Origin of the sequence: Actinomycetospora flava (genome assembly GCF_037400335.1) — a bacterium.
GTDB lineage: Bacteria > Actinomycetota > Actinomycetes > Mycobacteriales > Pseudonocardiaceae > Actinomycetospora > Actinomycetospora flava.
The window spans coordinates 829,846-853,676 of sequence record NZ_JBBEGM010000001.1; the positions used below are offsets into that span (position 1 = coordinate 829,846).

Here is a 23,831-nt window from a genome sequence, read left to right on the forward strand (position 1 = left end):
GTTCGCGCGACCGTCATCGCCGGCGCGCTTGCCGGGGTGCGCGGCGACGGCGAGGGTGAGCACGTGCACCCGGTGGACCCGCCCGCTGAGACCTCACCCGAACCCGCCCCCGAACCCCGCCGCGACTACGACCTCGTCGTCATCGGCTCCGGGCCCGGCGGGCAGAAGGCGGCCATCGCGGCGGCGAAGCTGGGCCGGCGCGTCGCCGTCGTCGAGCGCCGCGGCATGATCGGCGGCGTCTGCACGCAGACCGGCACGATCCCGTCGAAGACGTTGCGCGAGGCCGTCCTCTACCTCACCGGCTACGCGATGCGCGGGCTCTACGGCGAGAGCTACCGCGTCAAGCAGGACATCACCGTGCAGGACCTGCTCGCGCGCACCCACTTCGTCATCGGCCGCGAGGAGGAGGTGATCCGCGCGCAGCTGCAGCGCAACCGGGTCGACCTGCTCGCCGGCGCCGCGCGGTTCGTCGACGACCACAGCATCGAGGTCGTCGGCGAGCGCCGCGGCGAGCACCAGGTCGTCACCGCCGACCGGGTCGTCATCGCCACCGGCACCCGGCCCGCCCGGCCGCCGCAGGTCGAGTTCGACGACCGCCGCGTCCTCGACTCCGACGGCATCCTGACGATGGAGCACATCCCGTCGAGCATGGTCGTCGTCGGCGCCGGGGTGATCGGCATCGAGTACGCCTCGATGTTCGCCGCGCTGGGCACGCGCGTCACCGTCGTCGAGAAGCGCCCGCAGATGCTCGACTTCTGCGACGCCGAGGTCGTCGAGTCGCTGAAGTTCCACCTCCGCGACCTCGCGGTCACCTTCCGCTTCGGCGAGGAGGTCTCCGGGGTCTCGGTGTCCGAGCGCGGCACCGTCACCTCGCTGGTGTCCGGCAAGAAGATCCCGGCCGAGACGGTCATGTACTCCGCGGGGCGCCAGGGCGTCACCGACGAGCTCGACGTGGAGCGCGCCGGGCTCGAGACCGACGCCCGCGGCCGCATCAAGGTCGACGAGCACTTCCGCACCGCCGTCCCGCACATCTACGCGGTGGGCGACGTCATCGGCTTCCCCGCGCTCGCGGCCACGTCGATGGAGCAGGGCCGCCAGGCGGCGTACCACGCGTTCGGCGAACCCGTGCACTCGATGGCCGAGGTCTCGCCGTTCGGGATCTACACGATCCCCGAGGTCAGCTACTGCGGGGCGACCGAGGCGGAGCTGACCGAGAAGGCGATCCCCTACGAGGTCGGCATCTCGCGGTACCGCGAGCTCGCGCGCGGCCAGATCGTCGGCGACGACTACGGGATGCTCAAGCTGCTGGTGTCGCCGGAGAACCACGCGCTGCTCGGGGTCCACGTGTTCGGCACGTCGGCCACCGAGCTCGTGCACATCGGGCAGGCCATCATGGGGTGCGGCGGCACCGTCGACTACCTCGTCGACGCCGTCCTGAACTACCCGACGCTCTCGGAGGCCTACAAGGTCGCCGCCCTCGACGCGACGAACAAGATCCGTGCCCTCGAACAGTTCGCCTGAGCCCTCCCCGACGGTCGAGCTCCCCTATCGGCGTGCTCGTCTCGACGCTCCGTCTCCCGGCTGGGCCCGCCCACGGTTCTCGCTCCCCCGTGCACCCGACGGCTCCGACGCCGTGTACCTCGCCGGCAACTCCCTGGGCGCGCAGCCCCACGCCGCGCGGGCGGCGCTGTTGTCCGCCGTCGACGATCAGTGGGCCTCCGTCGGCGTCGCGGGCTGGGAGGACTGCGGCTGGTGGGCGACCCCGCAGCGCCTCGGCGACCGGGTCGGCGCGCTGGTCGGGGCGGCGCGGGGCCAGGTCGTCGTCGGCGACTCGACGTCGGTGCAGCTCTTCGGCGCGCTGATCGCCGCGGCGCGGCTGCGCCCGGGGCGTCGCGTGCTGCTCTCCGACGGCGGCCACTTCCCCACCGACCGCTACCTCGCGGCCTCGGTGGCGCGGCTGACGGGGCTCACGCTGGTCACCGCGGCGCCCGACGCGATGGCCCCGGACGCCGACACCGCCGTGGTCGCCGTGCCCGCCGTCGACTTCCGGACCGGGGAGCGGTGGGACCTCGCGGCGATCGTCGGGCGGGCCCACGAGGCCGGCGCGGTGGTGCTCGTCGACCTCTCGCACGCGGTCGGCGTGATGCCGCTGGCGCTCGACGCGCTCGGCGTCGACCTCGCGGTGGGCTGCACGTACAAGTACCTCAACGGCGGGCCCGGGGCGCCGGCGTTCGCCTACGTCGCGACACGCCACCACGACGTCCTCGACCCCCCGCTGACCGGCTGGACCGGGCACGCCGAGCCGTTCGCCATGACCGAGGCGTGGACGCCGGCCCCGGGCGTGGGGCGGCTGCGCGTCGGGACACCGCCGATGCTGTCGATGCTCGCGCTCGACGGGGCGCTGGAGGTGTTCGACGGCCCCGGCAGCCCCGACCTCGCCGGCGTCCGGGCGGCGTCGCTGGCGCTCGGCGACGCCTTCCTCGCCGCGCTGCCCGCGGGCGCTGCCGACACCGACGTCGTCACCCCGCGGGAGCACGGGCGGCGGGGCGGGCACGTCGCGGTCCGGGTGCGGGACGCCGAGGGCCTCTGCGCGGCGCTGGCCCGCCGCGGCGTCGTCGTCGACGCGCGCCCGCCGGACCTGCTGCGCTTCGGCTTCGCGGCGCCGTACGTGACGCTCGACGACGCCCGCACCGCCGCCCGCGAGCTGGCCGCCCTGCTCTGAACAGACGAACGCCCGGTGTCAGCGGTGGGCCACCGCTGACACCGGGCGTCCGTATCGCCGCACGCTCGCGGCGAGGTGCTCGTCCGTTCAGCTCCCGGTCGGGAAGCGGAGGTTCGCGCCGACGCCGTCCTGGAGCTCGGCGCCTCCCCCGAGGACCTGGACGTCGCCGCCGAGCGCCCCGACGGCGCGCAGCAGCACCTGCTCGGCCGGGCGGGCGACGGGCTCGACGTCCGAGATGTCCTTCAGGTTCGCCGGGTCCGTCGAGATCTGCTCGGGCGACGAGCCGACGTAGAGCTCGCCGGGCACCTCCTGGCCGTCGACCAGCAGCAGCGTGTCGACGGCGCCGGTGCGGGCGGCCTCGAGGACCGGCTCGAGGCCCTCGACCGCGTTGGCGTGGCCCTTGCCCTCCTCGAAGCGCTGGCGCACGCGCGACTCGCGCTCGGTGGCGACGACGCCGGCCTCCGTGAGCAGTGCGTCCTCGAGCGCGTCCTCCGAGGCGCCCGCGGCGCGGCTGCCGGCCTCGATCTCACGGGTGATGTCGGCGAGGTCGCCGGGCAGCTCGTTGCGCACCGCCGAGCGGCCCTGGACCTCGCCGGCCAGGACGATGACCTCCGGGCGGAACTGCTTGGCCGCGCTGCGGATGCCCTTGACCACCTCGTCGGCGTTCTCGTACGACGCCATCTCGTGGCGGTTCTGACGCGTCCGGTTGCCGACGCCGCCGCCCCGCGCCTTGTGCACGGTCTCGATGGCCTGGCCCTTGATGGTCTCCTCGTCCAGCTCGCGGGCGCCCTCGCTGTTGTCGGCGATCACCTGGTAGAGGTCGCCGCCGGTCTGGTCGACCACCGCGAGCAGGACGCGCACCGAGCCCGTCTGGCTGCGGTAGTAGCGCCCGAGCTCGGGCAGCGGCGACCACACGGCGAGGTCGCCGGCCGCGTCCACGGCCTCGACCTCGTCGTCGAAGAGCACGCCGTCGGCCGACGCCACGAGCACGCGGCCGACCCCGGTCACCGAGCCGGCCCGCTCGCCGCTGAGCTCGTCGTCGAGCGCGGCGAGGGTCTTGTCGTCGGCGCCGTCGTTCTTCAGCTGCTTCTGCAGGTCGCGCCAGCGCAGCTCGACCTGCTTCGCCGAGTTCTCCCCGGCCTGCACGGCCTCCAGGTAGACCGTCGCGAACGGCCCCGGCCGCTCGAAGATCTCTCGGGTGCGCGACAGGTCCATCCGGTGTTCCTCCTCGGGTCCCGCGGGGGTCGCGGGGTCGTTTCTCGGGGTGTCCCCTCGCCTACCCGATGACCCTGTTGCACATGCGTCCTCGCCCCGTGTGCGGTAAGCCGAGCGGTGTGCGGGAGATACCGGTCGACGAGATGGCCGACACCGTCAGGCGCCTGTGCATCGAGGCCAACCACGAGCTGCGCGGCGACCACGTCGACGCGCTGCGGCGGGCACGGGACCGCGAGGAGTCCCCGATCGGGCAGGAGGTGCTCGACCGGCTGCTGGCCAACGCCGAGGTCTCGGCCCGCGAGCAGATCGCGTTCTGCCAGGACACAGGCTACGCCGTCTGCTTCCTCGAGATCGGCCAGGACGTCCACTTCATCGGCGGCTCGCTCGCCGAGGCCCTCGACCGCGGCGTCGCCGAGGGCTACCGCGACGGCTACCTGCGCGCGTCGCTGGTGCGCTCGCCGGTCGACCGCGTCAACACCGGCGACAACACCCCGGCGATGGTCCACTACGACCTGGTCGAGGGCGACGGCGTGCGCCTGACGCTGCTGGTCAAGGGCGCGGGGTGCGACAACATGTCGGCGCTGCGCATGCTCACCCCGGCCGCCGGGACCGAGGGGATGAAGCGCTTCGTCGTCGAGACGATCGAGGCGGCGGGGCCGAGCGCGTCGCCGCCGGTGACCGTGGGCATCGGGATGGGCGGGACGTTCGACCGCGCGGCGGTGCTCGCCAAGAAGGCGCTGACCCGCGAGCCCACCGGCTCGCCGTCCCCCGACCCGAAGCTCGCGGAGCTGGAGGCCGAGCTCGCCGACGCGATCGACGCCACGGGCATCGGGCCGGCGGGCTTCGGCGGCACGGTGACGACGGTGGCCGTGCACGTCGAGGCCTACCCGACGCACATCGCCGCCTTCCCGGTCGCGATCAACCTGGACTGCCACTCCCACCGCGTCCGGACGGTGACGTTGTGACCGACCTGCGGCTCCCCCTCGACGCCGGCACGGTCCGCGAGCTGCGCAGCGGCGACTCCGTCCTGCTCTCCGGCCCGCTGGTGACCGGCCGCGACGCCGCGCACGCCCGGTTCGCCGCGGCCATCGAGTCCGGCGACCCGCTGCCCTTCGACCCGGACGGCGAGACGCTCTACTTCGTCGGGCCCACCCCGGCCCGGCCCGGGCACGCGATCGGCGCCGCTGGCCCGACGACGGCGTCGCGGATGGACGCGTGGTCGCCGCTGCTCGTCGAGCGGGGCCTGCGCGGCATGATCGGGAAGGGCCGGCGCTCGGACACCGTCAAGGACGCGATGCGCGAGCACGGCTGCGTCTACTTCGGCGCCATCGAGGGCACCGCGGCGCTCCTGTCGCAGTGCATCACCTCGTCCGAGGTGATCGCCTACTCCGACCTCGGCGCCGAGGCCGTGCACCGCCTCGAGGTGCGCGACTTCCCCGCGCTCGTCGTCAACGACCTCCACGGCGGCGACCTCTACCGCGACGGCCCGGCCCGCTGGCGGCGCGCACCCTCCTGAAGCATGGAGGCCATGAGCACGATCGCGTTCCCGGACGGCCAGGTCGTCACCGTCGAGGCGTCCGGCCCCGACTTCGTGTTCTCGGCGGTCCTGCCGCCCCGGCACGCCGGGCCACCCGCCCACCGGCACCGCCGCGAGACCGAGGTGTTCACCGTCGAGACCGGTCTCCTCGAGGTGCGGCTCGGTCGCGAGCGGCGCCTGCTGCAGCCCGGCGAGACGGTCGCGGTGCCGCCCGGCACGACCCACGCGTTCGCCAACCCGTTCGACGAGCCGGTCCGCCTGCGCACCGTCGAGACGCCCGCCGGCCCGCTGCAGGCCCAGCTGCGGGCGCTCGCCGCCGCGGGAGGGCGCCCGCCGCTGCTCGAGCTCGCCCGCATCAACGCCGAGCACGACTTCTCGTTCACCGCGGCCGGCCTCCCCGACGTGCCCCAGCGCCTCCTCTGGCGGCTGCTCGCGCGATGGAGCCGGTGACGGGGCGAGCGGGGCACTTCGGTCGAACCGCTCCCCCGCCCGGTGCCGCGGGGCGGTCAGTGCTCTGATCGACCCCACCAGCACGAGAGCGGAGGTCGGAGCATGCAGTACGACGCGATCCTGGCCGAGACGATCGGCATCCGCGGGCACGCGGACGACGAGATCGAGGCCTACACCGCGCGGCCCATGGACGGCGGGTCCCGCGGCGGGATGATCGTCATCCACCACATGCCGGGGTACGACGCCGGGACGAAGGAGATCACGCGGCGGTTCGCGACGATGGGCTACAACGCCGTCTGCCCGAACCTCTACACACGCGAGGCCCCCGGCGCCGACCCCGACGACGCCGCCGCCACCGCCCGCGCGCAGGGCGGCGTGCCCGACGAGCGCTTCGTCGGCGACGCCGCCGGGGCCGCGCGCTGGCTGCGTTCGCTGCCGACGTCCAACGGCAAGGTCGGGGCGATCGGCTACTGCTCGGGCGGGCGGCAGGCGGTGCTCGCCGGCATCGACGTCGACGTCCAGGCCGCCGTCGACTGCTACGGCGCCTTCGTCGTCGGCACGCCCCCGGAGGGCTTCCCGCTGCAGGTCTCCCCGCTGGCCGACCGCATCCCCGAGCTCGGCGCGCCCCTGCTCGGCCTCTTCGGCAACGAGGACGCCTACCCGTCGCCCGACCACGTCGACGAGCTGGAGAAGCTGCTGCAGGAGAACGGCAAGACCTACGAGTTCCACCGCTACGACGACGCCGGGCACGCGTTCTTCTCGGTCGACCGCCCGGCGTACCGGGTCGCCGCCGCCGTCGACGGCTGGGAGAAGATCCGCGACTTCCTCGCCCGGCACCTGGGGGCCTGACCATGTGCACCTACAGCACCGAGAAGCTCGCCCTCGAGAAGTCCAGCGGCAAGGGTCCCGACGGCTGGTTCCCGCTCGAGACGGCGACGGTCTACTACGACCACCCCGTGCACGCGCCCGACGCGCACACCGTCAACATCGACTTCCTCAACCCCGACCGCGGCCCCGGCGCCCGGGTGGCCGTCGAGCTGAGCCTCGAGTCCGCCCGCGAGCTCCTCGCCGCCCTCGCCGTCACCGTGGAGCGCGCCGCGCACCACTGAGCCCGCCGCCCGTGATCAGGGGCGACGTCGTGCACCCCGTGGCCGCTCCGAGCGTGCCCGGCGTCGCCCCCGATCACGGTTCGGACACAGCGCCTTGCTCTGCCGACAGTCGCGATATATCGTTGATGTGTCGCGAACGAACGCAGAAGGAGGAGCGACATGACTACCTACGAGACTCCCGGCGGACGCCGGGACTTCGGAGACGGCCCCGACGACGAGGGCCGCGGATTCGGCGGTCGACGCGGACACGGTCCGCACCGCCACGGCGGGTTCGCCCGCGAAGCGATGTTCGGCGAGTTCCCCGGCGGCCCGCGCGGCAAGTTCCGTCGCGGACGGCGGGGCGGCCCGTTCGGCCGGCCCGGTGGCCCCGGCTTCGGCCCGGGCGGGTTCGGGCCGGGCTCCGGCCCGGGCTTCGGGCCGGGCTTCGGCGGCCCCCGCGGCGGGCACCGCGGACGCCGGGCGCGCGGTGACGTGCGCACGGCGGTGCTGGCCCTCCTCGCGGAGGAGCCGATGCACGGCTACCAGATCATCCAGGAGATCGGCGAGCGCTCCGGCGGGTCGTGGCGACCCAGCCCGGGCTCGGTCTACCCCACCGTGTCCCAGCTCGCCGACGAGGGTCTGGTGCGCACCGAGAAGGCCGAGGGCCGCTCGGTGATCCACCTGACCGACGCCGGCCGCACCTACGTCGACGAGCACCGCGAGGAGCTCGACGCCGTGTGGAGCACCGCCGCCGCCGAGGACGGCTTCAGCGCCCTGCGCGAGGCCGGTGCCGGGCTGGCCGGCGCCGTGGCGCAGGTCGCCCAGGTCGGGCGGGACGAGCAGGTCGCCGAGGCGGTGCGCCTGCTCGACGAGACCCGCCGGCGCCTCTACCTGCTGCTCGCGGGCGAGGAGACGGCGACGGCGACCGAGCCCGACGCGGACGACGAAGGGTGAGCGTCACCGGCCGGCAACGCGCGCGACACGTCGCGTCACACGGTCGGCCTAGCCTCGGGTCCCTGCTGAGAACGCGAGACCGAGGAGGCCGCAGAACCGGCCGTGCTGCTGCGCCGACCACCGTCCGGACCCCCCTCGCCCGGCCCCGTCCTGCGGGACGTGCCGGGCGAGGAGTGGGTCCTGCAGTACCGCACCGTCCACGGGTACCGCCGCGCCTTCCGCATGGCGGGCTCGGGCCCGGTGCTGCTCCTGATCCACGGCATCGGCGACGACTCGTCGACCTGGGGTCCCCTGCTCGACGACCTCGCCCGTGACCACACCGTCCTGGCCCCCGACCTCCTCGGTCACGGCGGCTCGGACAAGCCCCGCGGCGACTACTCCGTCGCCGCCTACGCCAACGGGATGCGGGACCTGCTCGGGGTCCTCGACATCGACCGGGCCACCCTCGTGGGGCACTCGCTCGGCGGCGGCGTGGCGATGCAGTTCGCCTACCAGTACCCCGAGCGCACCGAGCGGATCGTCCTCGTCGGCGCCGGCGGCGTCTCGCAGTCGGTGAGCCCGGCGCTGCGCGCGGCGTCCCTGCCCGGCGCACAGCTCGTCCTCGGGATGCTCGGGCTCCCCGGGGTCCGTCTCCCGACCGAGGCCGCGATGTGGACGCTCGCCCGCCTCGACCACCCGCTGGGCCGCGACGCCGAGGACCTCGTCCGGCTCGTCGACGCCCTCCCCGACGCCACGAGCCGCAGCGCGTTCCTGCGCACGCTGCGCGCGGTCGTCGACTGGCGCGGGCAGGTCGTCACCATGCTCGACCGCTGCTACCTCACCGCCGGCATGCCGACGCTGCTGCTCTGGGGCTCCGACGACATGATCGTGCCGACCGGGCACGCGCGGACGGCGCACGAGGCGATGCCGGGCAGCAGGCTCGTCGTGTTCGAGGGCGCCGGACACTTCCCGTTCCACACCCACCCGTCGCAGGTCCTGGCCGCCCTGCGCGCCTTCCTCGCCGACACCGACCCCGCCCGCTGGAGTGCCGCGGAGTGGCGCGAGCTGCTCCGTCACGGCCGGGACGGCTGACCGGTCGCGCCAAGGAGATGCGCACGCCGGCGCTCCTTCGTCGCACTGTCCTGCGACCTCCGGCGCGGAGGAGCTATCCCGGCGAATCCAGCATCTCGGCCATCACCTCGTGGATGAGCCGGGTGTCCTCGTCGAGGAGCCCGAACATCGCGAAGTGCCCGGCCGGGGTGTCGATCACGCGGAGCTCGCCGTGCGGCAGGTGCCCGGCGTCGGTCTCGCAGTCCTCCACGGGGAAGAACTGGTCGCCGCCGAAGGGGACGACGAAGAAGTGCGCCGGGATGCGGCCGAGCGCCGTGTGCAGCGAGCCGCCACCGTGCGGGGACAGGTCGCCGCGCCACCACTTCGAGGCCTGGCTGACGAGGTTGTTGGGGTCCATCGGCGCGAAGTACCCGCGGATGAAGCCCTGGCGGAAGTCGTCGGCGCTCGCGAACCCGAGCCGTCGCCAGTGCTCCCCGCGGTACCACTCGGGGGTGAGGCCCTGCAGCGAGAACGCGAGCGCGTGGCGGGTCAGGCCCAGGCGCACGTCGGCGGAGTCGGCGTAGAAGCCGCCCGCGAAGGCCGGATCGGAGCGCAGCAGCTCGAGGTGCAGGTCGATGAAGATCCGGTTGTGGACCGGGGTGCGCGCCGTGCCCGCGAACGCCGCGGCCCGCGGGACCATCGCCGGGAACCGCGCGGCCCACTCGTAGGTCTGCTGCGCGCCCATCGACCAGCCGAGCACGGCGTGCAGGCGCTCGATCCCGAAGTGCTCGGTGACGAGGCGGTGCTGCGCGACGACGTCGTCGGCGATCGACACCGCCGGGAACTGGCCCCGGTCGAACGGCGGCGCGGTGTTGGACGGCGAGCTGGACATCCCGCCGCCGAGCTGCCCGGGGCAGATGACGAACCACCGCTCCGGGTCGAGCGGGAGGCCCGGGCCGATGTGCACGTCCAGCGACGACGGGGTGCCCGAGTACATGTGCGGGAAGACCACCGCGTTGTCGCGCGCGGCGTTCAGCGTGCCGTGGGTGCGGTACGCGAGCGTCGCGCCGGGCAGCGTGTACCCGGACCGCAGGACGAACGCGCCGAGGTCGAAGTACTCGTGCTCACCCTGCTGCGCGTGGGTGTAGTAGCCGCGCCCGTCGGTCACGCGCTCATGAGATCACGCCCGCGAGCGGGGCCGCCCCACGATGGGTGAGGATGGACCGGTGAGCTCCCCCGACGACCCGTATCTCTGGCTCGAGGACGTCACCGGCGACGACGCGCTGGCCTGGGTGAAGGAACGCAACGACGAGTCGCTCGCCGTCCTGACGGACTCGGAGCGGTTCGCCGAGCTGCGCGATGACCTGCGGGCGATCCTCGACGCCGACGACCGCATCCCCTACGTGCGCCGGCGCGGGGAGCTGCTCTACAACTTCTGGCAGGACGCCGGGCACCCGCGCGGGCTCTGGCGCCGCACGACGCTCGAGAGCTACCGGACCGGCGAGCCCGACTGGGAGCTGCTGCTCGACGTCGACGCGCTCGCCGCGGCCGAGGACGAGAACTGGGTCTGGGCCGGAGCCGGCGTGCGCTACCCCGACTACACGCGCGCGCTCGTCCAGCTCTCGCGCGGGGGCGCCGACGCCACCGTGGTGCGCGAGTTCGACCTGGGCACCCTGGAGTGGATCACCGACGGGTTCACGCTCCCCGAGGCGAAGAGCCGGGTGGGCTGGATCGACGACGACACCGTCTTCGTCGGCACCGACCTCGGTCCCGGCTCGCTGACGACGTCGGGCTACCCGCGGGTGATGCGGCGCTGGCGGCGCGGTCAGCCCGTCGCCGAGGCCGAGGTGGTGTTCGAGGCCGCGGAGACCGACGTGTCGGCGTTCGCGGGCCACGACCACACGCCGGGCTACGAGCGCGACTTCGTCGGGCGCAGCCCCGACTTCCACACCACCGAGGAGTTCCTGCTGCGCCCCGACGGGACGCAGGTGCTCATCGACGTCCCGCCCGACGCCGACACCGACGTCGAGCGGGAGTGGCTGCTCGTCCGGACGCGCTCGCCGTGGTCGGTCGAGGGCACCGAGCACCCGGCGGGCGCGCTGCTCTGCTTCGACTTCGAGGCCTACCTCGCCGGCGACCGCACCGCCCGCGTGCTGTTCGAGCCCACCCCGAGCCGGTCGCTGAGCTCGCACGCGTGGACGCAGAACCACCTCGTGCTCTCCGTGCTCACCGACGTCGTCACCCGCCTCGAGGTGCTGACGCCGTCGCGGGACTGGGCGCGCCGGGAGCTGCCCGCGGGCCCGGACCTGGGCTCGGTCGACCTCGTCGGCGTCGACCCCGACCGCAGCGACGAGTACTTCCTCGACACCGACGGCTACACGCAGCCCTCGACGTTCCTGCGCGGCGAGCTGGGCCTCGACAGCGACCCCGACCCCGAGGTGCTGCGCACGGCGCCGGCGCGCTTCGACGCGACCGGGCTCGAGGTGCGGCAGTTCTTCGCCACGTCCGACGACGGCACGCGGATCCCGTACTTCGTGGTGGGCCGGGTGTCCGACACCCCCGGGCCGACGCTGATGACCGGCTACGGCGGCTTCGAGATCGCGCTGACGCCGGGCTACAGCGGGCTCATCGGGCGCGCGTGGCTCGCCCGGGGCGGGACCTACGTCGTCGCCAACATCCGCGGCGGCGGCGAGTACGGACCCACCTGGCACACCGCGGCGCTCGGCGAGCACCGCCACCGCGCGTACGAGGACTTCGCCGCCGTCGCCCGCGACCTCGCCGACCGCGGGATCACCACCGCGCAGCAGCTCGCGATCCACGGCGGCAGCAACGGCGGGCTGCTGATGGGCGTGATGCTCACGCGCTACCCGGAACTGTTCGGGGCGATCGTGGTGATGGTGCCGCTGTTCGACATGCGACGGTTCCACCTGCTGCTCGCCGGGGCGTCGTGGATGGCGGAGTACGGCGACCCCGACGTGCCCGAGGAGTGGGAGTGGATCTCCCAGTACTCGCCGTACCAGAACCTGCGCGCCGACGAGGCCTACCCGCCGGTCCTGGTGACGACCTCGACCCGCGACGACCGCGTGCACCCCGCCCACGCACGCAAGGCCGTCGCGCGCCTGCGGGAGCAGGGCCACCAGGTCGAGTACTACGAGAACATCGAGGGCGGCCACGGCGGGGCGGCCGACAACGCCCAGCGCGCGTTCCAGTGGGCGCTCGTGTTCGAGTTCTGCTGGCGCCAGGTGGGCTGAGTACGTGAGCACTTTCCGGGCCCACAGGCCCGGAAAGTGCTCACGGAGGGGTCACCAGAGGTCGCGGGTGAACCAGTGGTGCGCGTAGGGGTTGGCGTTGTACGGCTCGGTCTCGACGAACCCCTCGCGCGCGTAGAGTGCGCGCGCCGCGGCCAGGTCCTCGGCGGTGTCGAGGACGAGGCGCCGCAGCCCGGCCTCGCGGGCGAGCTCGGTGAGGTGCGCGAGCAGGCGCCGTCCGAGGCCCTGGCCGCGGATCGTCGGGTCGACCCACATGCGCTTGACCTCCCCGGCGCCCGGCGGGACGTCGGCGCCCTCGAGGCGCAGCCCCGCGCAGCCGATGACCTGCTCCCTCGCCTTCGCCACGACGAACACGCCGGACGGCGGGGTCAGCGCCAGCGGGTCGTCGGCGATCAGCGCCTCGGACCACTCGGGCTCCGGCGCCTTCTCGGGCCACCGGCGGGCGAGCTCCCCGGCGTAGGCCCGCAGGGCGGCGAGGCCGTCGGGCGAGTCGGGGCGCACGGGGGCCAGGACGATCTCCACGGGCCCATGATGGCCTCCGGCCAGGTGAGTGAAATGGGTCGCCCCGGCGACCCGATTCACTCACCTGCGCAGCATCAACCGTTCCAGTCCACGAGCTGCACGATCACGCGGTTCGGGTCGCGGACCTGGAACGCGCGCTCGCCCCACGGCTCCGTGGTCAGCGGCATCGTGATCGTGACGCCCTCGCGCTCGAGCCGGGCGAGCTCGCCCTCGAGGTCGTCGACGACGAACGCGAGGATCAGGCCGGCGGCGTGCTCGTCGCGCTGATCCGCGGGCAGCGACTCCAGCCCGGTCCGCAGGAAGACGACCCCCGTGCCGGCGTCCTCCCGTGCCAGCGACGCGAACCCGTCAGCGGCCATGACCTGCTCGAACCCGAAGTGGTCGACGAGGAAGGCCGCCGAGGCCTCGGGGTCGGCGACGTTGAGCGAGACCGCGGACGCGGTGATCTTCATGGGCATCCCCTCTCCGTACGCTGTACAACGTACGCCGTACAGAGAAGATGTGCCACGATGATCGCGTGGCCACGGACCCTGCCCGCACGCTCGCCCTGCTGTGGCGGGTCGAGCAGCCCGCGGGCACGCGAGGTCCGCGGCGGGGGCTCGACCTCGACGCCGTCGTCGCTCGGGCGACCGCGCTCGCCGACGCCGGCGGTCCCGACGGGCTCGCGGGGCTGTCGGTGCGGGCCCTGGCCCGCGAGCTCGGCGTGGCCCCGATGACGCTCTACACCTACGTGCCCGGGCGCGAGGAGCTCGCCGACCTCGTCGTCGACGCCGCCTACGCCGCCATGCCGCGGAAGGACACGACGGGCCTCGGGTGGCGCGAGCGCCTCACCGCCGTCGCCGAGGAGAACCGCGCCCTGCACCGCGCCCACCCCTGGGCCGCGCGCGTCGACCCGGGCCGGCCGGTGCTGGGGCCCGGCGAGACCGCGAAGTACGAGCACGAGCTCGCGGCGTTCGACGAGCTCGCCGACCTCGCGGGTCTCGACGACGTCGACCGCGACGCCGCCCTGACCTTCCTGCTCGACGTCACGCGCGCGGCGGCGCTGGTGGAGCAGCAGTCGGCGGGCGGCGACGACCCGGCGGCGTGGTGGGCGGCGCGGGCCCCGGTACTCGGCCAGGTGCTCGACCCCGAGCGCTTCCCCCGCGCCGTGCGGGTCGGCGCGGCCGCGGGCGCCGCGCAGCAGTCGGCGCGCGACCCGGACCACGCCTGGCGCTTCGGCCTCGCCCGCGTGCTGGACGGGCTCGCGGCGCTGGTCGGCTGAGCTGCGCCGTCCGGCGCCTTGGCCCGCGCCCGCGGACACGCTTCCCTGGTCCGGTGGCGACGATGGTGCTCGTGCACGGCGGGTGGCACGGCGGATGGGTCTGGCACCCGGTCGCCGAGCGCCTCCGGGCGGCGGGCCACGAGGTGCACGCACCGACGCTGACCGGTGTCGGCGAGCGCGCGCACCTGCACGGACCGCACGTCGGGCTCGCGACGCACGTCGAGGACGTCGTCGCCCTGCTGGTCATGGAGGACCTGCACGACGTCCTGCTCGTCGGGCACAGCTCGAGCGGCGCGGTGATCACCGGCGTCGCCCAGCGCGCCGCGGACCGCCTCGCGGGGCTCGTCTACCTCGACGCCTTCGTCCCGGAGCCCGGGCGGTCCCTCCACGACCTCATGGCGCCGGCCCGCCGCGAGTTCTTCCTGAGCCGGGTGGACGGCGACGACCGGATCGTGCTCGACCCCGACGAGGCGATGGACGGCTGGGCGATCCGGGACCCCGCCCTGCGCGCCTGGGTCGGGCCGCGCCTGACCCCGCAGCCCCGGCGCGTGCCCGACGACCCGTTCCCCGACCTGCCGGTCCCGCCGCTCCCCCGCTGGTACGTCCACTGCACCGACAAGCCGGGTCCCGACGCCTTCGCGGGCATCGCGGCCGCCGCCCGCGAGGACGGGACGTGGCGCGGCGTCGAGGTCCTCGACACCGGCCACGACGCCATGGTCACCGACCCGGACGGGACCGTTCGGGTTCTGCTGTCGGTGCTGGGCTGAGCACGTGCCGGTCCCGCCCGGCGCCCCAGCCGACGATCACCAGCGGCACGACGAGCACCAGCATCACCGCGATCGGCACGGTCCAGCCGCCGCTCGCGTCGTGCAGCGCGCCGAGGGCGAACGGCCCGAGAGCGGCGAGCGTGTAGCCGATGCCCTGGGCCATCGCGGAGAGCTCGGCGGTGTGCTCGGTGTCGGGCGAGCGCAGCGTGATGAGCAGCAGCCCGAGGGCGATGTTCGAGCCCTGCGCGATCCCGAGCACCACCATCCAGAGGGCGGCCAGCGAGCCGGGGGCGACGAGCAGCCCCACGTAACCGACGACGTAGAACAGCGTCGTCGTCACGACCACCGCGCTCTGGGACGGGCGGCGCATGGCGAACGACGGGGCCGTCGCCGAGAACACGAGGCCGACGAACCCGGCGAGCGAGAGCAGCAGCCCGCCCTCGGCCGGCGTGCGCCCGGCGTCGACGAAGATCGTCGGGATCCAGGCCGACATCGCGTAGAACTGCAGCGACTGCAGGCCCATGAACATCGTGACCTGCCACGCGAGCGGGTCGCGCAGCAGCGCGCTGCGCAGCGTCTGGCCCTCCCGCGCGGGCGGCGGGGGCACCGTGCGGCGCCGGGCCCGCGGCAGCCACACCACCAGCGTCACCAGCGTGAGCAGGCCCCAGAGCCCGAGCGTGTCGCTCCAGTCCAGGCCCGTGACGCGCTGCAGCGGCACCGTGACCGCGGCCGCCACCGCGCCGCCGCCGGTGAGCACCATCGAGTAGGCGCCGGTCATGGCGCCGGTGCGGTGCGGGAAGTCGCGCTTGACCAGCGTCGGCAGCGACACGTTGCCGATCGCGATGGCGGTGCCGACGAGGATGCTGCCGACGAGGATCACCGCGAGCGCCGAGACGAGCCGCAGCGCGATCCCGACCGCGAGCACGACGAGCGCCGCGACGAGCAGCCGCTCGAGTCCCCAGCGGCGCGCGAGGCGGGGCGCGACGGGCGCGAGGAGGCCGAAGCAGAGCACGGGGAGGCTGGTCAGCAGGCCGGCGACGCCGCTGGAGACGCCGAGTGCCTCGCGGGCCTGGTCGACCAGCGGCGCCACGCCCACCACCGGCGGGCGCAGGTTGGCCGCGAGCAGCAGGACCGCGAACGCCGCGACGAGGCCGCCGCGGCGCACGGCGGTGGCACCGGTCGTGTCGGCCGGGGCGCTCACGACCAGGCCTGCGCGATCTCGGCCGCCCGGGCCCGCCCCTGCTCCCGTCCGGCGCGCGCGGACGCCGGCATCGACGCCGGGTCGAGGACGTTGGTGCCGAACGCCGCGACGGCGGTCTCGTCGGCGAGGACGGCGACCGCGGTGGTGTCCGGGTGCTGCTCCTGGCGGTGGTCGATCTCCTGGGTCACCGAGCGGAACGGGCCGCCCGCCGGCGGGTCGAGCGGGGCGACGACGAGCAGCCGGCCGGCCGGGCCCAGGAGGTCGAAGCCGTCGTCGTCCGCGCGCGCCACGTGCACGATCGAGGCCACACCGCCGTCGATGTAGCGCCGCGTGCCGACCGTCATCGGCGGCCACACACCGGGCACCGCGCAGCTCCCGGCGACGGCGTCGACGAGCCCGACGCGGGTCTCGCGGGTGAAGACCGCGAGGTGACCGGTCTCGGCGTCGACCGCGGTGATCCGCAGGTCGGTCTTCGGCCACTCCTTCACCGGCAGGCGGGCGTCGATCACCTCGCGGCGCTCGGCCTCGGGCGGCGTGTCCGCGGCGAGCGCCCAGGCGCCGAGCCGGGCGCGCATCTCCCCGGCGTCGCGGGCGCCGTCCATGGCGGCGGCGAGCTCGGCGCCGAGGGCCTGCATGTCGAGGTTCGGGGGCGGGGTGCCGGTGCCGCCGGAGGTGCCGGCGAGGTGCTCCTCGTGGACGGCGGCGAGGTCCACGCCCGTCGTGAGCAGGGTGCCGACGACCGAGCCGGCGGAGGTGCCGACGACGCGGTCGGCGAGCCCGAGGTCGACGCCGCCCTCGGCGAGACCGACGAGCACGCCCACCTCCCACGCGATGCCGGCGAGGCCGCCGCCACCGAGGACGAGCGCGCGGACGGGGCGGGAGCGATCGGCGTCGGTCACCGCGCCACCCTCTACCCCGTCGGCACGTTGCGCACAGCCGATGTCACGGATTGCACGATTCACGCCGGCGGCAGGCGCACGAGGAGATCGTAGAGGCGGGTGGTCTGGTCGGCGTCGAGGTTGTCGTCGCTCACGAGCAGGACCCGCAGCGCCCCGTCCGGGGTGCGCCCGAGCACCGTCATGCCCTCGATGTTGTCGAGCAGCGGGTTCGTCTGCGCCTGCCGCGTGCCGGCCCCGAGGCTCGGGCAGGTGCCGAGGTCGGCGAGCAGGGTGCGCGGGAGCTCCGGGGGGTCGCCGCGGGGGTCGGCGAGCGCGAGGTGCACGGTGTTGCCGACACCCGAGGTGTAGGAGCGCTCGAGGACCAGGAGGCGCCCGTCACCGGTGGCGGTCAGGTCGGAGACGTCGAGACCGGGGTCGGGGCGGTAGGTGTACCCCGGACCAGGCCAGGTGAGGAAGCGCCGCACCCCGGGGTCGTCGCCGTCGAGCGGGCCCTCCATGGCGGCCACGACCGCGCCGTCGCCCAGCACCGCGACGCCTTCGAGGGTGCTGTTGTACGAGGCCCGGTCGGCGACGTCCGCGGGGACGTCGAGCCGGCCGAGGAGCCGCCCGGAGGGGTCGAACCGGTAGACGGCGGGCTCGGTCTCCGACGTGACGAGGCGGGTGCCGCCGGCGTCGACGGCGAGACCCTCCGCGTCGAGGGCGTCCCCCGCCCCGTCGGCCAGCGGGAACGCGCCGGTGGGCTCGCGGGTGCGGGGGTCGAGGGTGAAGAGGACCGAGCGGTCGCTCAGCGCGAGCAGCGTGCCGTCGCGGTCGACCGCGAGCCCCGAGAGCCCGGCGACCGGCCACGTCCGACGCGCCCCGTACTCGCGGCCGTCGAGGGCGTCGGAGAAGCCGGTGATCGCCACGCTCGGCGAGCACGGCTGCGGGGCGACGGCGGCGGACCGGGCGCCGGGCGCCGACCCGCCGCCGCACGCGGCGAGCACGATCAGCAGGAGCGCGAGAGCCGCCGCTCTGGTCACCCTGCGCAGCGTGCCGCATCGGGGTGAACGACGGGGATCCCTCGCGCTTCCATGATCGAGGTGGCGTTGCGGACACTGGACGTCAGCGGCGCCACGCCGCTGACATTCAGCCGCCGCCCCGGGACTCGGCGTCGGCCACGCGTTCGATCACGGTGAGCACACTGTCCGGGTTCAGGGACATGCTGTCGATGCCCTGCTCGACGAGGAACTCCGCGAGGTCGGGGTGGTCGCTGGGGCCCTGACCGCAGATGCCGACGTAGCGGTCCTTGGCGTGCGCCGCCTCGATCAGCATCGTGATCATCTTCTTGACCGCGGGGTTCCGCTCGTCGAACAGGTGCGTCAGGCGGTCGTCGTCGCGGCCGATCCCGAGGGTGAGCTGGGTGAGGTCGTTGGAGCCGATCGAGAAGCCGTCGAAGCGGTCGGCGAACTCGTCGGCCTGCAGGATGTTCGACGGGATCTCCGCCATCACGTAGACCTGCAGCCCGTGCTGCCCGCGCTCGAGGCCGTACTCCGCCATCGTCTCCAGCACCCGGTCGGCCTCCTCCGGTGTGCGGCAGAACGGCACCATGACGATCACGTTGGTGAAGCCCATGCCCGTGCGCACCCGCTGCAGCGCCCGGCACTCGAGCGCGAACGCCTCGCGGTAGTCGTCGCTGTAGTAGCGCGACGCCCCGCGCCAGCCCAGCATCGGGTTCTCCTCGTCGGGCTCGAACTGCGTCCCGCCGAGCAGCCCGGCGTACTCGTTGGTCTTGAAGTCCGACAGCCGCACCACGACCGGCTCCGGGTACTGCGACGCGGCGATGGTCGCGACCCCGCGGGCGAGGTGGTCGACGAAGTACTCGCCCTTGTCGTCCCAGCCCGCGGTGAGCTCCTCGATCTGCTGCTTCGCCTCGGCGTCCTCCACCTCGTCGAGGTGCAGCAGGGCCAGCGGGTGCGCCTGGATGACGTTGTTGACGAGGTACTCCATGCGCGCGAGCCCGATGCCGTGCGCGGGCAGGCGCCACCACTGCATCGCGGCGGCCGGGCTGCCGATGTTCATCATCACGCGCGTCCTCGGCTGCGGCACCGACTCGAGGTCGAGCTCCTGCTCCTCGTAGGCGAGCAGGCCCTCGTAGACGTGCCCCTCGTCGCCCTCGACGCACGAGATCGTGACCTCGCGGCCGTCGGCGAGCTTCTCGGTCGCGTCGCCCGTCCCGACGATCGCGGGCACGCCCAGCTCGCGGCTCACGATCGCGGCGTGCGACGTCCGTCCGCCCCGGTCGGTGACGATCCCGGCGGCGCGCCGCATGATCGGCACCCAGTCCGGGTCGGTCATCTCGGTGACCAGGACCTTGCCGTCCTCGAAGCTGTCGACGTCGTCGGCCGACGCGATCACCTGCACCTCGCCGGCCGCGATCGCCTGGCCGATCGCGAGGCCCGAGACGAGCACCTCGCCGGTCTCGGTGAGGCTGAACGTCGAGAGCGTCCCGGCCCCGGCGCGCGACTGGACGGTCTCGGGGCGGGCCTGGACGACGAACAGCTCGCCGCTGCGCCCGTCCCGCGCCCACTCGACGTCCATGGGGCGCTCGTAGTGCGCCTCGATGACCGTGCCCCAGCGGGCGAGCTGGAGGATCTCGTCGTCGTCGAGGACGAGCGCGCGGCGCTCCTCGTCGGTGGTCTCCACGTTCTCGGTCGGCTCGTCCGCAGGGTCGGTGGCGTCGGTGTAGACGAGCTTGCGCTCCTTGGCCCCGACCGTCTTCGCGATGATCGGGACGAGCTCCTCGTGCTCCAGGAACGGCTTGTAGACCGTGTACTGGTCCGGGGTGACCTCGCCGCCGACGACGTTCTCGCCGAGCCCCCACGCGGCGTTGATGATGGCGGTGTCCGGGAAGCCGGTGTCCGAGTCGATCGTGAACATGACGCCCGCCGACCCGAGGTCGGAGCGCACCATCTTCTGCACGCCGATCGAGAGCGCGACGTCGGTGTGCTCGAAGCCCTGCTCGACGCGGTAGCTGATCGCGCGGTCGGTGAACAGCGACGCGTAGCAGTCCTTGCACGCCGCGAGCAGCGCGTCCGCGCCGGTGATGTTGAGGTAGGTGTCCTGCTGGCCGGCGAAGCTCGCGTCGGGCAGGTCCTCGGCGGTCGCGCTGCTGCGCACGGCCACATCGACGTCGCTGGTCCCGTACCGCTCCCCCAGCTCGGCGTACGCCGAGCGGATCGCCTCGGCCGTCGCCTCCGGGAACTCGGCCTGGTCGAACAGGTCGCGGACGGCCTGCCCGGCGTCGGCGAGCTCCCGCGCGCCGTCGGCCAGCTCGCCGAGGATGCTCGCGATCTTCTCGTCCAGCTGGTTGGCCTCGAGGAACGAGCGGTACGCCGCCGCCGTGGTCGCGAAACCGCCCGGGACCCGGATGCCCTTCCCGGCCAGGTTGCCGATCATCTCGCCGAGCGAGGCGTTCTTGCCGCCCACCTCCTCGACATCGCCGGAACCCACCGTCTCCAGCCACCGGACCTCGTCGGCCACCGTGTCCTCCTCCTCCGTGGGCCGCGCGCGCCGTCGTTCCCGCCACGGCGGTTGCGCACGGCCGAGCACCGGGCGGAGTCCCCCGCCCGGTACCCGCGGGAAACGGCGGAACGATTCAGGTGCGGCTCGGGTCGGACCAGGGCGGGTCAGGCCGGGTCAGGTCGGACGGACCAGCCGCGCGACGAGGCGCTCGATCTCGGCGTCCGGGTCGTCGGTCAGTCCCGTGTGCACCGGGCCGGGCTGCAGGACGGTGCTGCGCGGCGCGGTCAGCCAGCGGAAGCGCTCGCCCGGCGACAGCACCGCCGCCGGCCCCTCCCCCCGCACCGCGCGCTCCCAGGCCTCGACGGCGTCGCGCACCGCGTCGAGGTCGGCGCCGGCGTCGAGGGCGCGCACGCGCTCGACGTCGAGCGCGGTCCGGGCGTCGAGGTGCTCGCGGTGGCGGCAGTGGAGCAGGACGCCGACGTTGACGAGCTCGCCGCGCTCGATGTCGGGCACCACGCGCAGCAGGGCGTACTCGAACGTGTCCATCAGGCGGGCACCCACGCTTCCCGCGCGGCGAGGCGGCCGAGCAGGTGCTCGACGTAGGCCTCCCGCAGCGCGTCGGGCGACCGCTCGGCGTCGTCCAGCCAGACGTCGGGCACGCGGTAGACGACGTCGAACAGCAGGCCCCGGTCGATCCGCCCGGCGAGGTCCGCGTCGGCCTCCGCGCGCTCGGTGGCGACGGGGCCGAGGACGTGGTCGCTCGCGTCGTAGGGGCGCGCCACCGCGGCGGCCGCGCGGGCCCAGGAGTGGTGGAAGTACAGGCTGGCGCCGTGGTCGATCAGCCAGAGGTCGCGGTGCCAGCGCAGCAGGTTCGGGTTGCGCCAGGACCGGTCGACGTTCTCGACGAACGCGTCGAACCACAGCACCCGCGACGCCTCGGCCGCGTCGACGCGGTGGGCCACGGGGTCGAAGCCGATGGCGCCGGGCAGAAAGTCCATGCCGAGGTTGTCGCCGCCGCTGCGCGCGAGGAGCTCCTGGACCTCCCAGTCGGGCTCGGCGCGCGCGATCACGGGGTCGAGCTCGAGCACCACCAGCTCGGGGACCCGCAGCCCGAGCCGCCGGGCCAGCTCGCCGGCGATCACCTCGGCCACCAGCGCCTTCGGCCCCTGGCCGGCGCCGACGAACTTGGCGACGTAGGTGCCGAGGTCGTCGGCCTCGACGAGCCCGGGCAGCGACCCGCCCTCGCGCAGCGGGGTGACGTACCGGGTGGCGACGACCCGGCGCAGCACGGACACGGGCCCATCCAACACGCTCAGGGGGCGCCCGTTTCCGTGACCACGCCGAGGCGGCGCAGCAGGAACAGGCACGCCACCGCGATGTCGTTCCACGCCGTCACCGCCTCCGCCCGCGGCCAGTCGATCTTCTCGCGGAGGGCGCGCGCGGTGGGGAGGACCTTGGACAGGTCGCAGGCGTGCTCGTTCAGCGCGGCGAGCTTGCCGATGATCAGGTCGGTGGCCTCGACGACGGGCATGCGCACCGAGAGCACCTCCTGCTCGACGGCCCGGTCGAGCAGCGCCTCGTCGACGGGCTCGCTCGCCAGCCGGAACAGGACGTCGACCAGGGCGCCGTCGCTGTCGACCTTGAACAGCCAGTCCTCGGGCGGGTGCCGCACGGCGAGGCCGGCGGCGGCGAGCACCTCGGCGGCCCGGTCGGCCTGCGACTCGGCGACGACGAAGTCGACGTCGTTCTCCGGCTCCGGGCCGCCGAGCGCCCAGCCCGCGTAGCCCCCGGCCAGCGCGAACCCGATCCCGCCCTCGCGCAGGGCGACCGCGACCCGCTTGAGCGCCTCTCGGCGCTGCTCACCGCCCGGTTCGCTCATGCCGTGATCGCTACCCGCGTGGGCACGGCCCGAACCGGGGAACCATGGGTCTCGTGCGACTCGGGACCTGGAACGTGCTGCACGGCGCCGCGACCGCGACCGGCCCCGTCGACCTGCCCCTGTTCACCGACGCCGTCGGCGCGCTGGACGTCGACGTGCTCGGGCTGCAGGAGGTCGACCGGGCCCAGCCCCGCTCGGGCGAGGCCGACCTGACGAAGGTGGCCGCCGAGGCGATGGGCGCGACCGAGTACCGGTTCGCGCCGACCCTCCACGGCGTGCCGGGCGCCTGGGCGCCCGCGCCGGACGGGGAGCCGGGCGACACGCCGGCGTACGGCGTCGCCCTGCTCTCGCGGTTCCCGGTCAGCGCGTGGCGGGTGGTGACCCTGCCGCGCCTGCCCCGCGACGTGCCGCTGGTGCTCGGGCATCCCCGCCGCCTCGTCGTCGTCCGCGACGAGCCCCGCACCGCGCTGGCGGCCCGCGTCGAGGCCCCGCAGGGCCCGGTGACCGTCGTGACGACCCACCTGTCCTTCATCCCCGGCTGGAACCTGCACCAGCTGCGCCACCTCGTGCGGGCGCTGCGCGACGAGACGCCGCTCGTCGTCACCGGCGACCTCAACCTCGGCGTCCGGCGCGCCCGGCTGGGCAGCGGGCTGCGCGGGCTCGTGTCCGGGCGGACCTTCCCCGCCGAGGCCCCGCGCCGCCAGATCGACCACCTGCTCGGGCGCGGCGTCGTCGCCTCCACGCCGCGCGTGCACCACCCGCCGCTCTCGGACCATCGGGCGCTCTCGGCGACCGTGGTACCGGCGCCGTGACGGTTACTGGCTGGTATCGCTCGTTCAGCGAGCGGTACCAGCCAGTAACCGCGCGTCGGCCGGGGTGCGGAGCGAGGCGCGGAGCATGGCGACGGCGAGGCCGACGGTGCCGACCGCCTCGAACAGCTCGACCTGCAGGCCCGTGAGCACCGGCGCCTCGGGCAGCGGCACGAGCACGCCGAGCGCCGAGAGCACGAAGGCGACGCCGATCCAGCGCGGCACCGGCCCGTGCACGAGCAGGGCGACACCGACGAGCAGGACGCCGGCGACGAAGACGAGCCCCCCGACCGTTTGCAGGGTGACGAACGACGGCGCGTCGAGGATGGTGCCATCGGCGGGGACGAGGTCGGGGCGAATCCCGACGATCTCGCGGGCGACGAAGCCCTCGACGACGAGGTGCGACTGCGCCGACAGCGCGTTGCCGACCATGTAGAGGCCGAACCCGGCGAGTCCGAGCAGCCCGACGCGCGGGGCGAGCCAGGCGTACGCCGCGGGCAGCCCGAGCATGAGCAGCACCGCGCCGCCGTAGAGCAGCAGGTAGGCGGGTGGGCCGCCCTCCGCCGTCATCGAGGCCACCGAGTGGGACCGGCCGCCCACGACCGGGTGCAGCATCCCGCCTGCGAGCCCGGCGATGCCGGACGCGGCGAGCGCGGTGGCGCCGAGGGTGTGGACGAGACGGCGGGTGACGATCACAGGGGCTCCCGGGCTCCGCGGAGACCCGTTCG

Annotated in this window: 25 protein-coding genes; 13 read left to right on the plus strand and 12 right to left on the minus strand. The window is 74.4% G+C overall.

Translation table 11 applies throughout. The annotated features are described in order from the left end of the window. Positions 1-72: 72 nt before the first annotated feature. Positions 73-1,521, plus strand: coding sequence for a Si-specific NAD(P)(+) transhydrogenase (sthA, locus tag WCD58_RS04090; protein ID WP_337699752.1), 1,449 nt, complete (start codon positions 73-75; stop codon positions 1,519-1,521). A 112-nt stretch (positions 1,522-1,633) separates the two neighbouring features. Beyond that, a complete protein-coding gene (locus tag WCD58_RS04095; protein ID WP_337699755.1) occupies positions 1,634-2,722 on the plus strand; it encodes an aminotransferase class V-fold PLP-dependent enzyme in 1,089 nt (362 codons plus the stop codon). Between the two features lie 87 nt (positions 2,723-2,809). Here the strand turns inward: WCD58_RS04095 and WCD58_RS04100 are convergent, their stop codons facing one another. Beyond that, positions 2,810-3,937: a baeRF2 domain-containing protein gene (locus WCD58_RS04100; RefSeq protein WP_337699757.1), complete on the minus strand. Its 1,128-nt coding sequence runs from the start codon at positions 3,935-3,937 to the stop codon at positions 2,810-2,812. An 83-nt stretch (positions 3,938-4,020) separates the two neighbouring features. Between WCD58_RS04100 and WCD58_RS04105 the strand changes: the two genes are divergently transcribed. The 7 genes from WCD58_RS04105 (at position 4,021) to WCD58_RS04135 (ending at position 9,037) form a co-directional block, all read left to right on the plus strand. Continuing rightward, positions 4,021-4,902 (plus strand): fumarate hydratase, encoded by an 882-nt coding sequence (locus tag WCD58_RS04105; protein ID WP_337699759.1) that lies wholly within the window; start codon positions 4,021-4,023, stop codon positions 4,900-4,902. Beyond that, positions 4,899-5,453: a FumA C-terminus/TtdB family hydratase beta subunit gene (locus WCD58_RS04110; RefSeq protein WP_337699761.1), complete on the plus strand. Its 555-nt coding sequence runs from the start codon at positions 4,899-4,901 to the stop codon at positions 5,451-5,453. The genes WCD58_RS04105 and WCD58_RS04110 overlap by 4 nt, the downstream gene beginning before the upstream one ends. 12 nt (positions 5,454-5,465) lie before the next feature. Beyond that, on the plus strand, positions 5,466-5,924 hold the full coding sequence (locus WCD58_RS04115) for a cupin domain-containing protein (protein WP_337699763.1): 459 nt from the start codon (positions 5,466-5,468) through the stop codon (positions 5,922-5,924). 102 nt (positions 5,925-6,026) lie between these two features. Beyond that, entirely contained in the window at positions 6,027-6,773 is a 747-nt protein-coding gene (locus WCD58_RS04120; RefSeq protein WP_337699765.1) for a dienelactone hydrolase family protein, read from the plus strand. Positions 6,774-6,775: 2 nt separating this feature from the next. Then, on the plus strand, positions 6,776-7,033 hold the full coding sequence (locus WCD58_RS04125) for a DUF6295 family protein (protein WP_337699766.1): 258 nt from the start codon (positions 6,776-6,778) through the stop codon (positions 7,031-7,033). Positions 7,034-7,192: 159 nt separating this feature from the next. Next, positions 7,193-7,966: a PadR family transcriptional regulator gene (locus tag WCD58_RS04130; RefSeq protein ID WP_337699768.1), complete on the plus strand. Its 774-nt coding sequence runs from the start codon at positions 7,193-7,195 to the stop codon at positions 7,964-7,966. Positions 7,967-8,188: 222 nt separating this feature from the next. Beyond that, positions 8,189-9,037, plus strand: a complete 849-nt coding sequence (locus WCD58_RS04135; protein WP_337700794.1) for an alpha/beta fold hydrolase — start codon at positions 8,189-8,191, stop codon at positions 9,035-9,037. A 73-nt stretch (positions 9,038-9,110) separates the two neighbouring features. Here the strand turns inward: WCD58_RS04135 and WCD58_RS04140 are convergent, their stop codons facing one another. Beyond that, positions 9,111-10,163, minus strand: coding sequence for an alpha/beta fold hydrolase (locus tag WCD58_RS04140; protein WP_337699770.1), 1,053 nt, complete (start codon positions 10,161-10,163; stop codon positions 9,111-9,113). 40 nt (positions 10,164-10,203) lie between these two features. On the opposite strand from WCD58_RS04140, the gene WCD58_RS04145 reads away from it, so the two are divergent. Further along, positions 10,204-12,246: a prolyl oligopeptidase family serine peptidase gene (locus WCD58_RS04145; protein WP_373696178.1), complete on the plus strand. Its 2,043-nt coding sequence runs from the start codon at positions 10,204-10,206 to the stop codon at positions 12,244-12,246. Between the two features lie 51 nt (positions 12,247-12,297). Here WCD58_RS04145 and WCD58_RS04150 read toward each other — a convergent pair whose 3' ends face one another. After that, entirely contained in the window at positions 12,298-12,786 is a 489-nt protein-coding gene (locus WCD58_RS04150) for a GNAT family N-acetyltransferase (protein ID WP_337699774.1), read from the minus strand. A gap of 74 nt (positions 12,787-12,860) precedes the next feature. Continuing rightward, positions 12,861-13,238 (minus strand): VOC family protein, encoded by a 378-nt coding sequence (locus WCD58_RS04155; RefSeq protein ID WP_337699776.1) that lies wholly within the window; start codon positions 13,236-13,238, stop codon positions 12,861-12,863. 65 nt (positions 13,239-13,303) lie between these two features. Here WCD58_RS04155 and WCD58_RS04160 point away from each other — a divergent pair, with 65 nt between their 5' ends. Further along, positions 13,304-14,047 carry a TetR/AcrR family transcriptional regulator C-terminal domain-containing protein gene (locus WCD58_RS04160; protein WP_337699777.1) on the plus strand — a complete coding sequence of 248 codons (744 nt, stop codon included), beginning with the start codon at positions 13,304-13,306 and terminating at the stop codon, positions 14,045-14,047. A 62-nt stretch (positions 14,048-14,109) separates the two neighbouring features. Beyond that, positions 14,110-14,814, plus strand: a complete 705-nt coding sequence (locus tag WCD58_RS04165; RefSeq protein ID WP_337700795.1) for an alpha/beta fold hydrolase — start codon at positions 14,110-14,112, stop codon at positions 14,812-14,814. Here WCD58_RS04165 and WCD58_RS04170 read toward each other — a convergent pair. From WCD58_RS04170 to WCD58_RS04200, 7 genes are all read right to left on the minus strand, one after another. Then, positions 14,765-16,015, minus strand: coding sequence for a CynX/NimT family MFS transporter (locus WCD58_RS04170; protein ID WP_337699779.1), 1,251 nt, complete (start codon positions 16,013-16,015; stop codon positions 14,765-14,767). The two genes, WCD58_RS04165 and WCD58_RS04170, sit on opposite strands and share 50 nt — an antisense overlap. Next, positions 16,012-16,914, minus strand: coding sequence for a patatin-like phospholipase family protein (locus WCD58_RS04175; protein ID WP_337699780.1), 903 nt, complete (start codon positions 16,912-16,914; stop codon positions 16,012-16,014). Before WCD58_RS04175 ends, WCD58_RS04170 begins: the two co-directional genes overlap by 4 nt. A gap of 59 nt (positions 16,915-16,973) precedes the next feature. Then, on the minus strand, positions 16,974-17,933 hold the full coding sequence (locus tag WCD58_RS04180) for an esterase-like activity of phytase family protein (RefSeq protein ID WP_337699782.1): 960 nt from the start codon (positions 17,931-17,933) through the stop codon (positions 16,974-16,976). 106 nt (positions 17,934-18,039) lie between these two features. Beyond that, complete coding sequence (gene ppsA, locus WCD58_RS04185; protein ID WP_337699784.1) at positions 18,040-20,433, minus strand: phosphoenolpyruvate synthase; 2,394 nt, start codon at positions 20,431-20,433, stop codon at positions 18,040-18,042. Between the two features lie 156 nt (positions 20,434-20,589). Beyond that, complete coding sequence (locus WCD58_RS04190) at positions 20,590-20,961, minus strand: DUF3037 domain-containing protein (RefSeq protein WP_337699786.1); 372 nt, start codon at positions 20,959-20,961, stop codon at positions 20,590-20,592. Further along, positions 20,961-21,710, minus strand: a complete 750-nt coding sequence (locus tag WCD58_RS04195) for a HipA family kinase (RefSeq protein ID WP_337699788.1) — start codon at positions 21,708-21,710, stop codon at positions 20,961-20,963. Before WCD58_RS04195 ends, WCD58_RS04190 begins: the two co-directional genes overlap by 1 nt. Positions 21,711-21,727: 17 nt before the next feature. Beyond that, positions 21,728-22,294 (minus strand): nucleotidyltransferase, encoded by a 567-nt coding sequence (locus WCD58_RS04200; RefSeq protein ID WP_337699790.1) that lies wholly within the window; start codon positions 22,292-22,294, stop codon positions 21,728-21,730. 53 nt (positions 22,295-22,347) lie between these two features. On the opposite strand from WCD58_RS04200, the gene WCD58_RS04205 reads away from it, so the two are divergent. Further along, positions 22,348-23,106: an endonuclease/exonuclease/phosphatase family protein gene (locus tag WCD58_RS04205; RefSeq protein ID WP_337699792.1), complete on the plus strand. Its 759-nt coding sequence runs from the start codon at positions 22,348-22,350 to the stop codon at positions 23,104-23,106. 24 nt (positions 23,107-23,130) lie between these two features. On the opposite strand, the gene WCD58_RS04210 is transcribed toward WCD58_RS04205, so the two are convergent. Beyond that, a complete protein-coding gene (locus WCD58_RS04210; RefSeq protein WP_337699794.1) occupies positions 23,131-23,799 on the minus strand; it encodes a hypothetical protein in 669 nt (222 codons plus the stop codon). Between the last annotated feature and the right edge of the window lie 32 nt (positions 23,800-23,831).

What these genes read in the sequence shown, in the direction of transcription:
- WCD58_RS04100 (WP_337699757.1), bottom strand. Translation starts at nt 3,937, where the DNA reads ATGGACCTGTCGCGCACCCGAGAGATCTTCGAGCGGCCGGGGCCGTTC.
- WCD58_RS04105 (WP_337699759.1), top strand. Translation starts at nt 4,021, where the DNA reads ATGCGTCCTCGCCCCGTGTGCGGTAAGCCGAGCGGTGTGCGGGAGATA.
- WCD58_RS04115 (WP_337699763.1), top strand. Translation starts at nt 5,466, where the DNA reads ATGAGCACGATCGCGTTCCCGGACGGCCAGGTCGTCACCGTCGAGGCG.
- WCD58_RS04120 (WP_337699765.1), top strand. Translation starts at nt 6,027, where the DNA reads ATGCAGTACGACGCGATCCTGGCCGAGACGATCGGCATCCGCGGGCAC.
- WCD58_RS04125 (WP_337699766.1), top strand. Translation starts at nt 6,776, where the DNA reads ATGTGCACCTACAGCACCGAGAAGCTCGCCCTCGAGAAGTCCAGCGGC.
- WCD58_RS04130 (WP_337699768.1), top strand. Translation starts at nt 7,193, where the DNA reads ATGACTACCTACGAGACTCCCGGCGGACGCCGGGACTTCGGAGACGGC.
- WCD58_RS04135 (WP_337700794.1), top strand. Translation starts at nt 8,189, where the DNA reads ATGGCGGGCTCGGGCCCGGTGCTGCTCCTGATCCACGGCATCGGCGAC.
- WCD58_RS04145 (WP_373696178.1), top strand. Translation starts at nt 10,204, where the DNA reads ATGGGTGAGGATGGACCGGTGAGCTCCCCCGACGACCCGTATCTCTGG.
- WCD58_RS04155 (WP_337699776.1), bottom strand. Translation starts at nt 13,238, where the DNA reads ATGAAGATCACCGCGTCCGCGGTCTCGCTCAACGTCGCCGACCCCGAG.
- WCD58_RS04165 (WP_337700795.1), top strand. Translation starts at nt 14,110, where the DNA reads ATGGTGCTCGTGCACGGCGGGTGGCACGGCGGATGGGTCTGGCACCCG.
- WCD58_RS04190 (WP_337699786.1), bottom strand. Translation starts at nt 20,961, where the DNA reads ATGGACACGTTCGAGTACGCCCTGCTGCGCGTGGTGCCCGACATCGAG.
- WCD58_RS04200 (WP_337699790.1), bottom strand. Translation starts at nt 22,294, where the DNA reads ATGAGCGAACCGGGCGGTGAGCAGCGCCGAGAGGCGCTCAAGCGGGTC.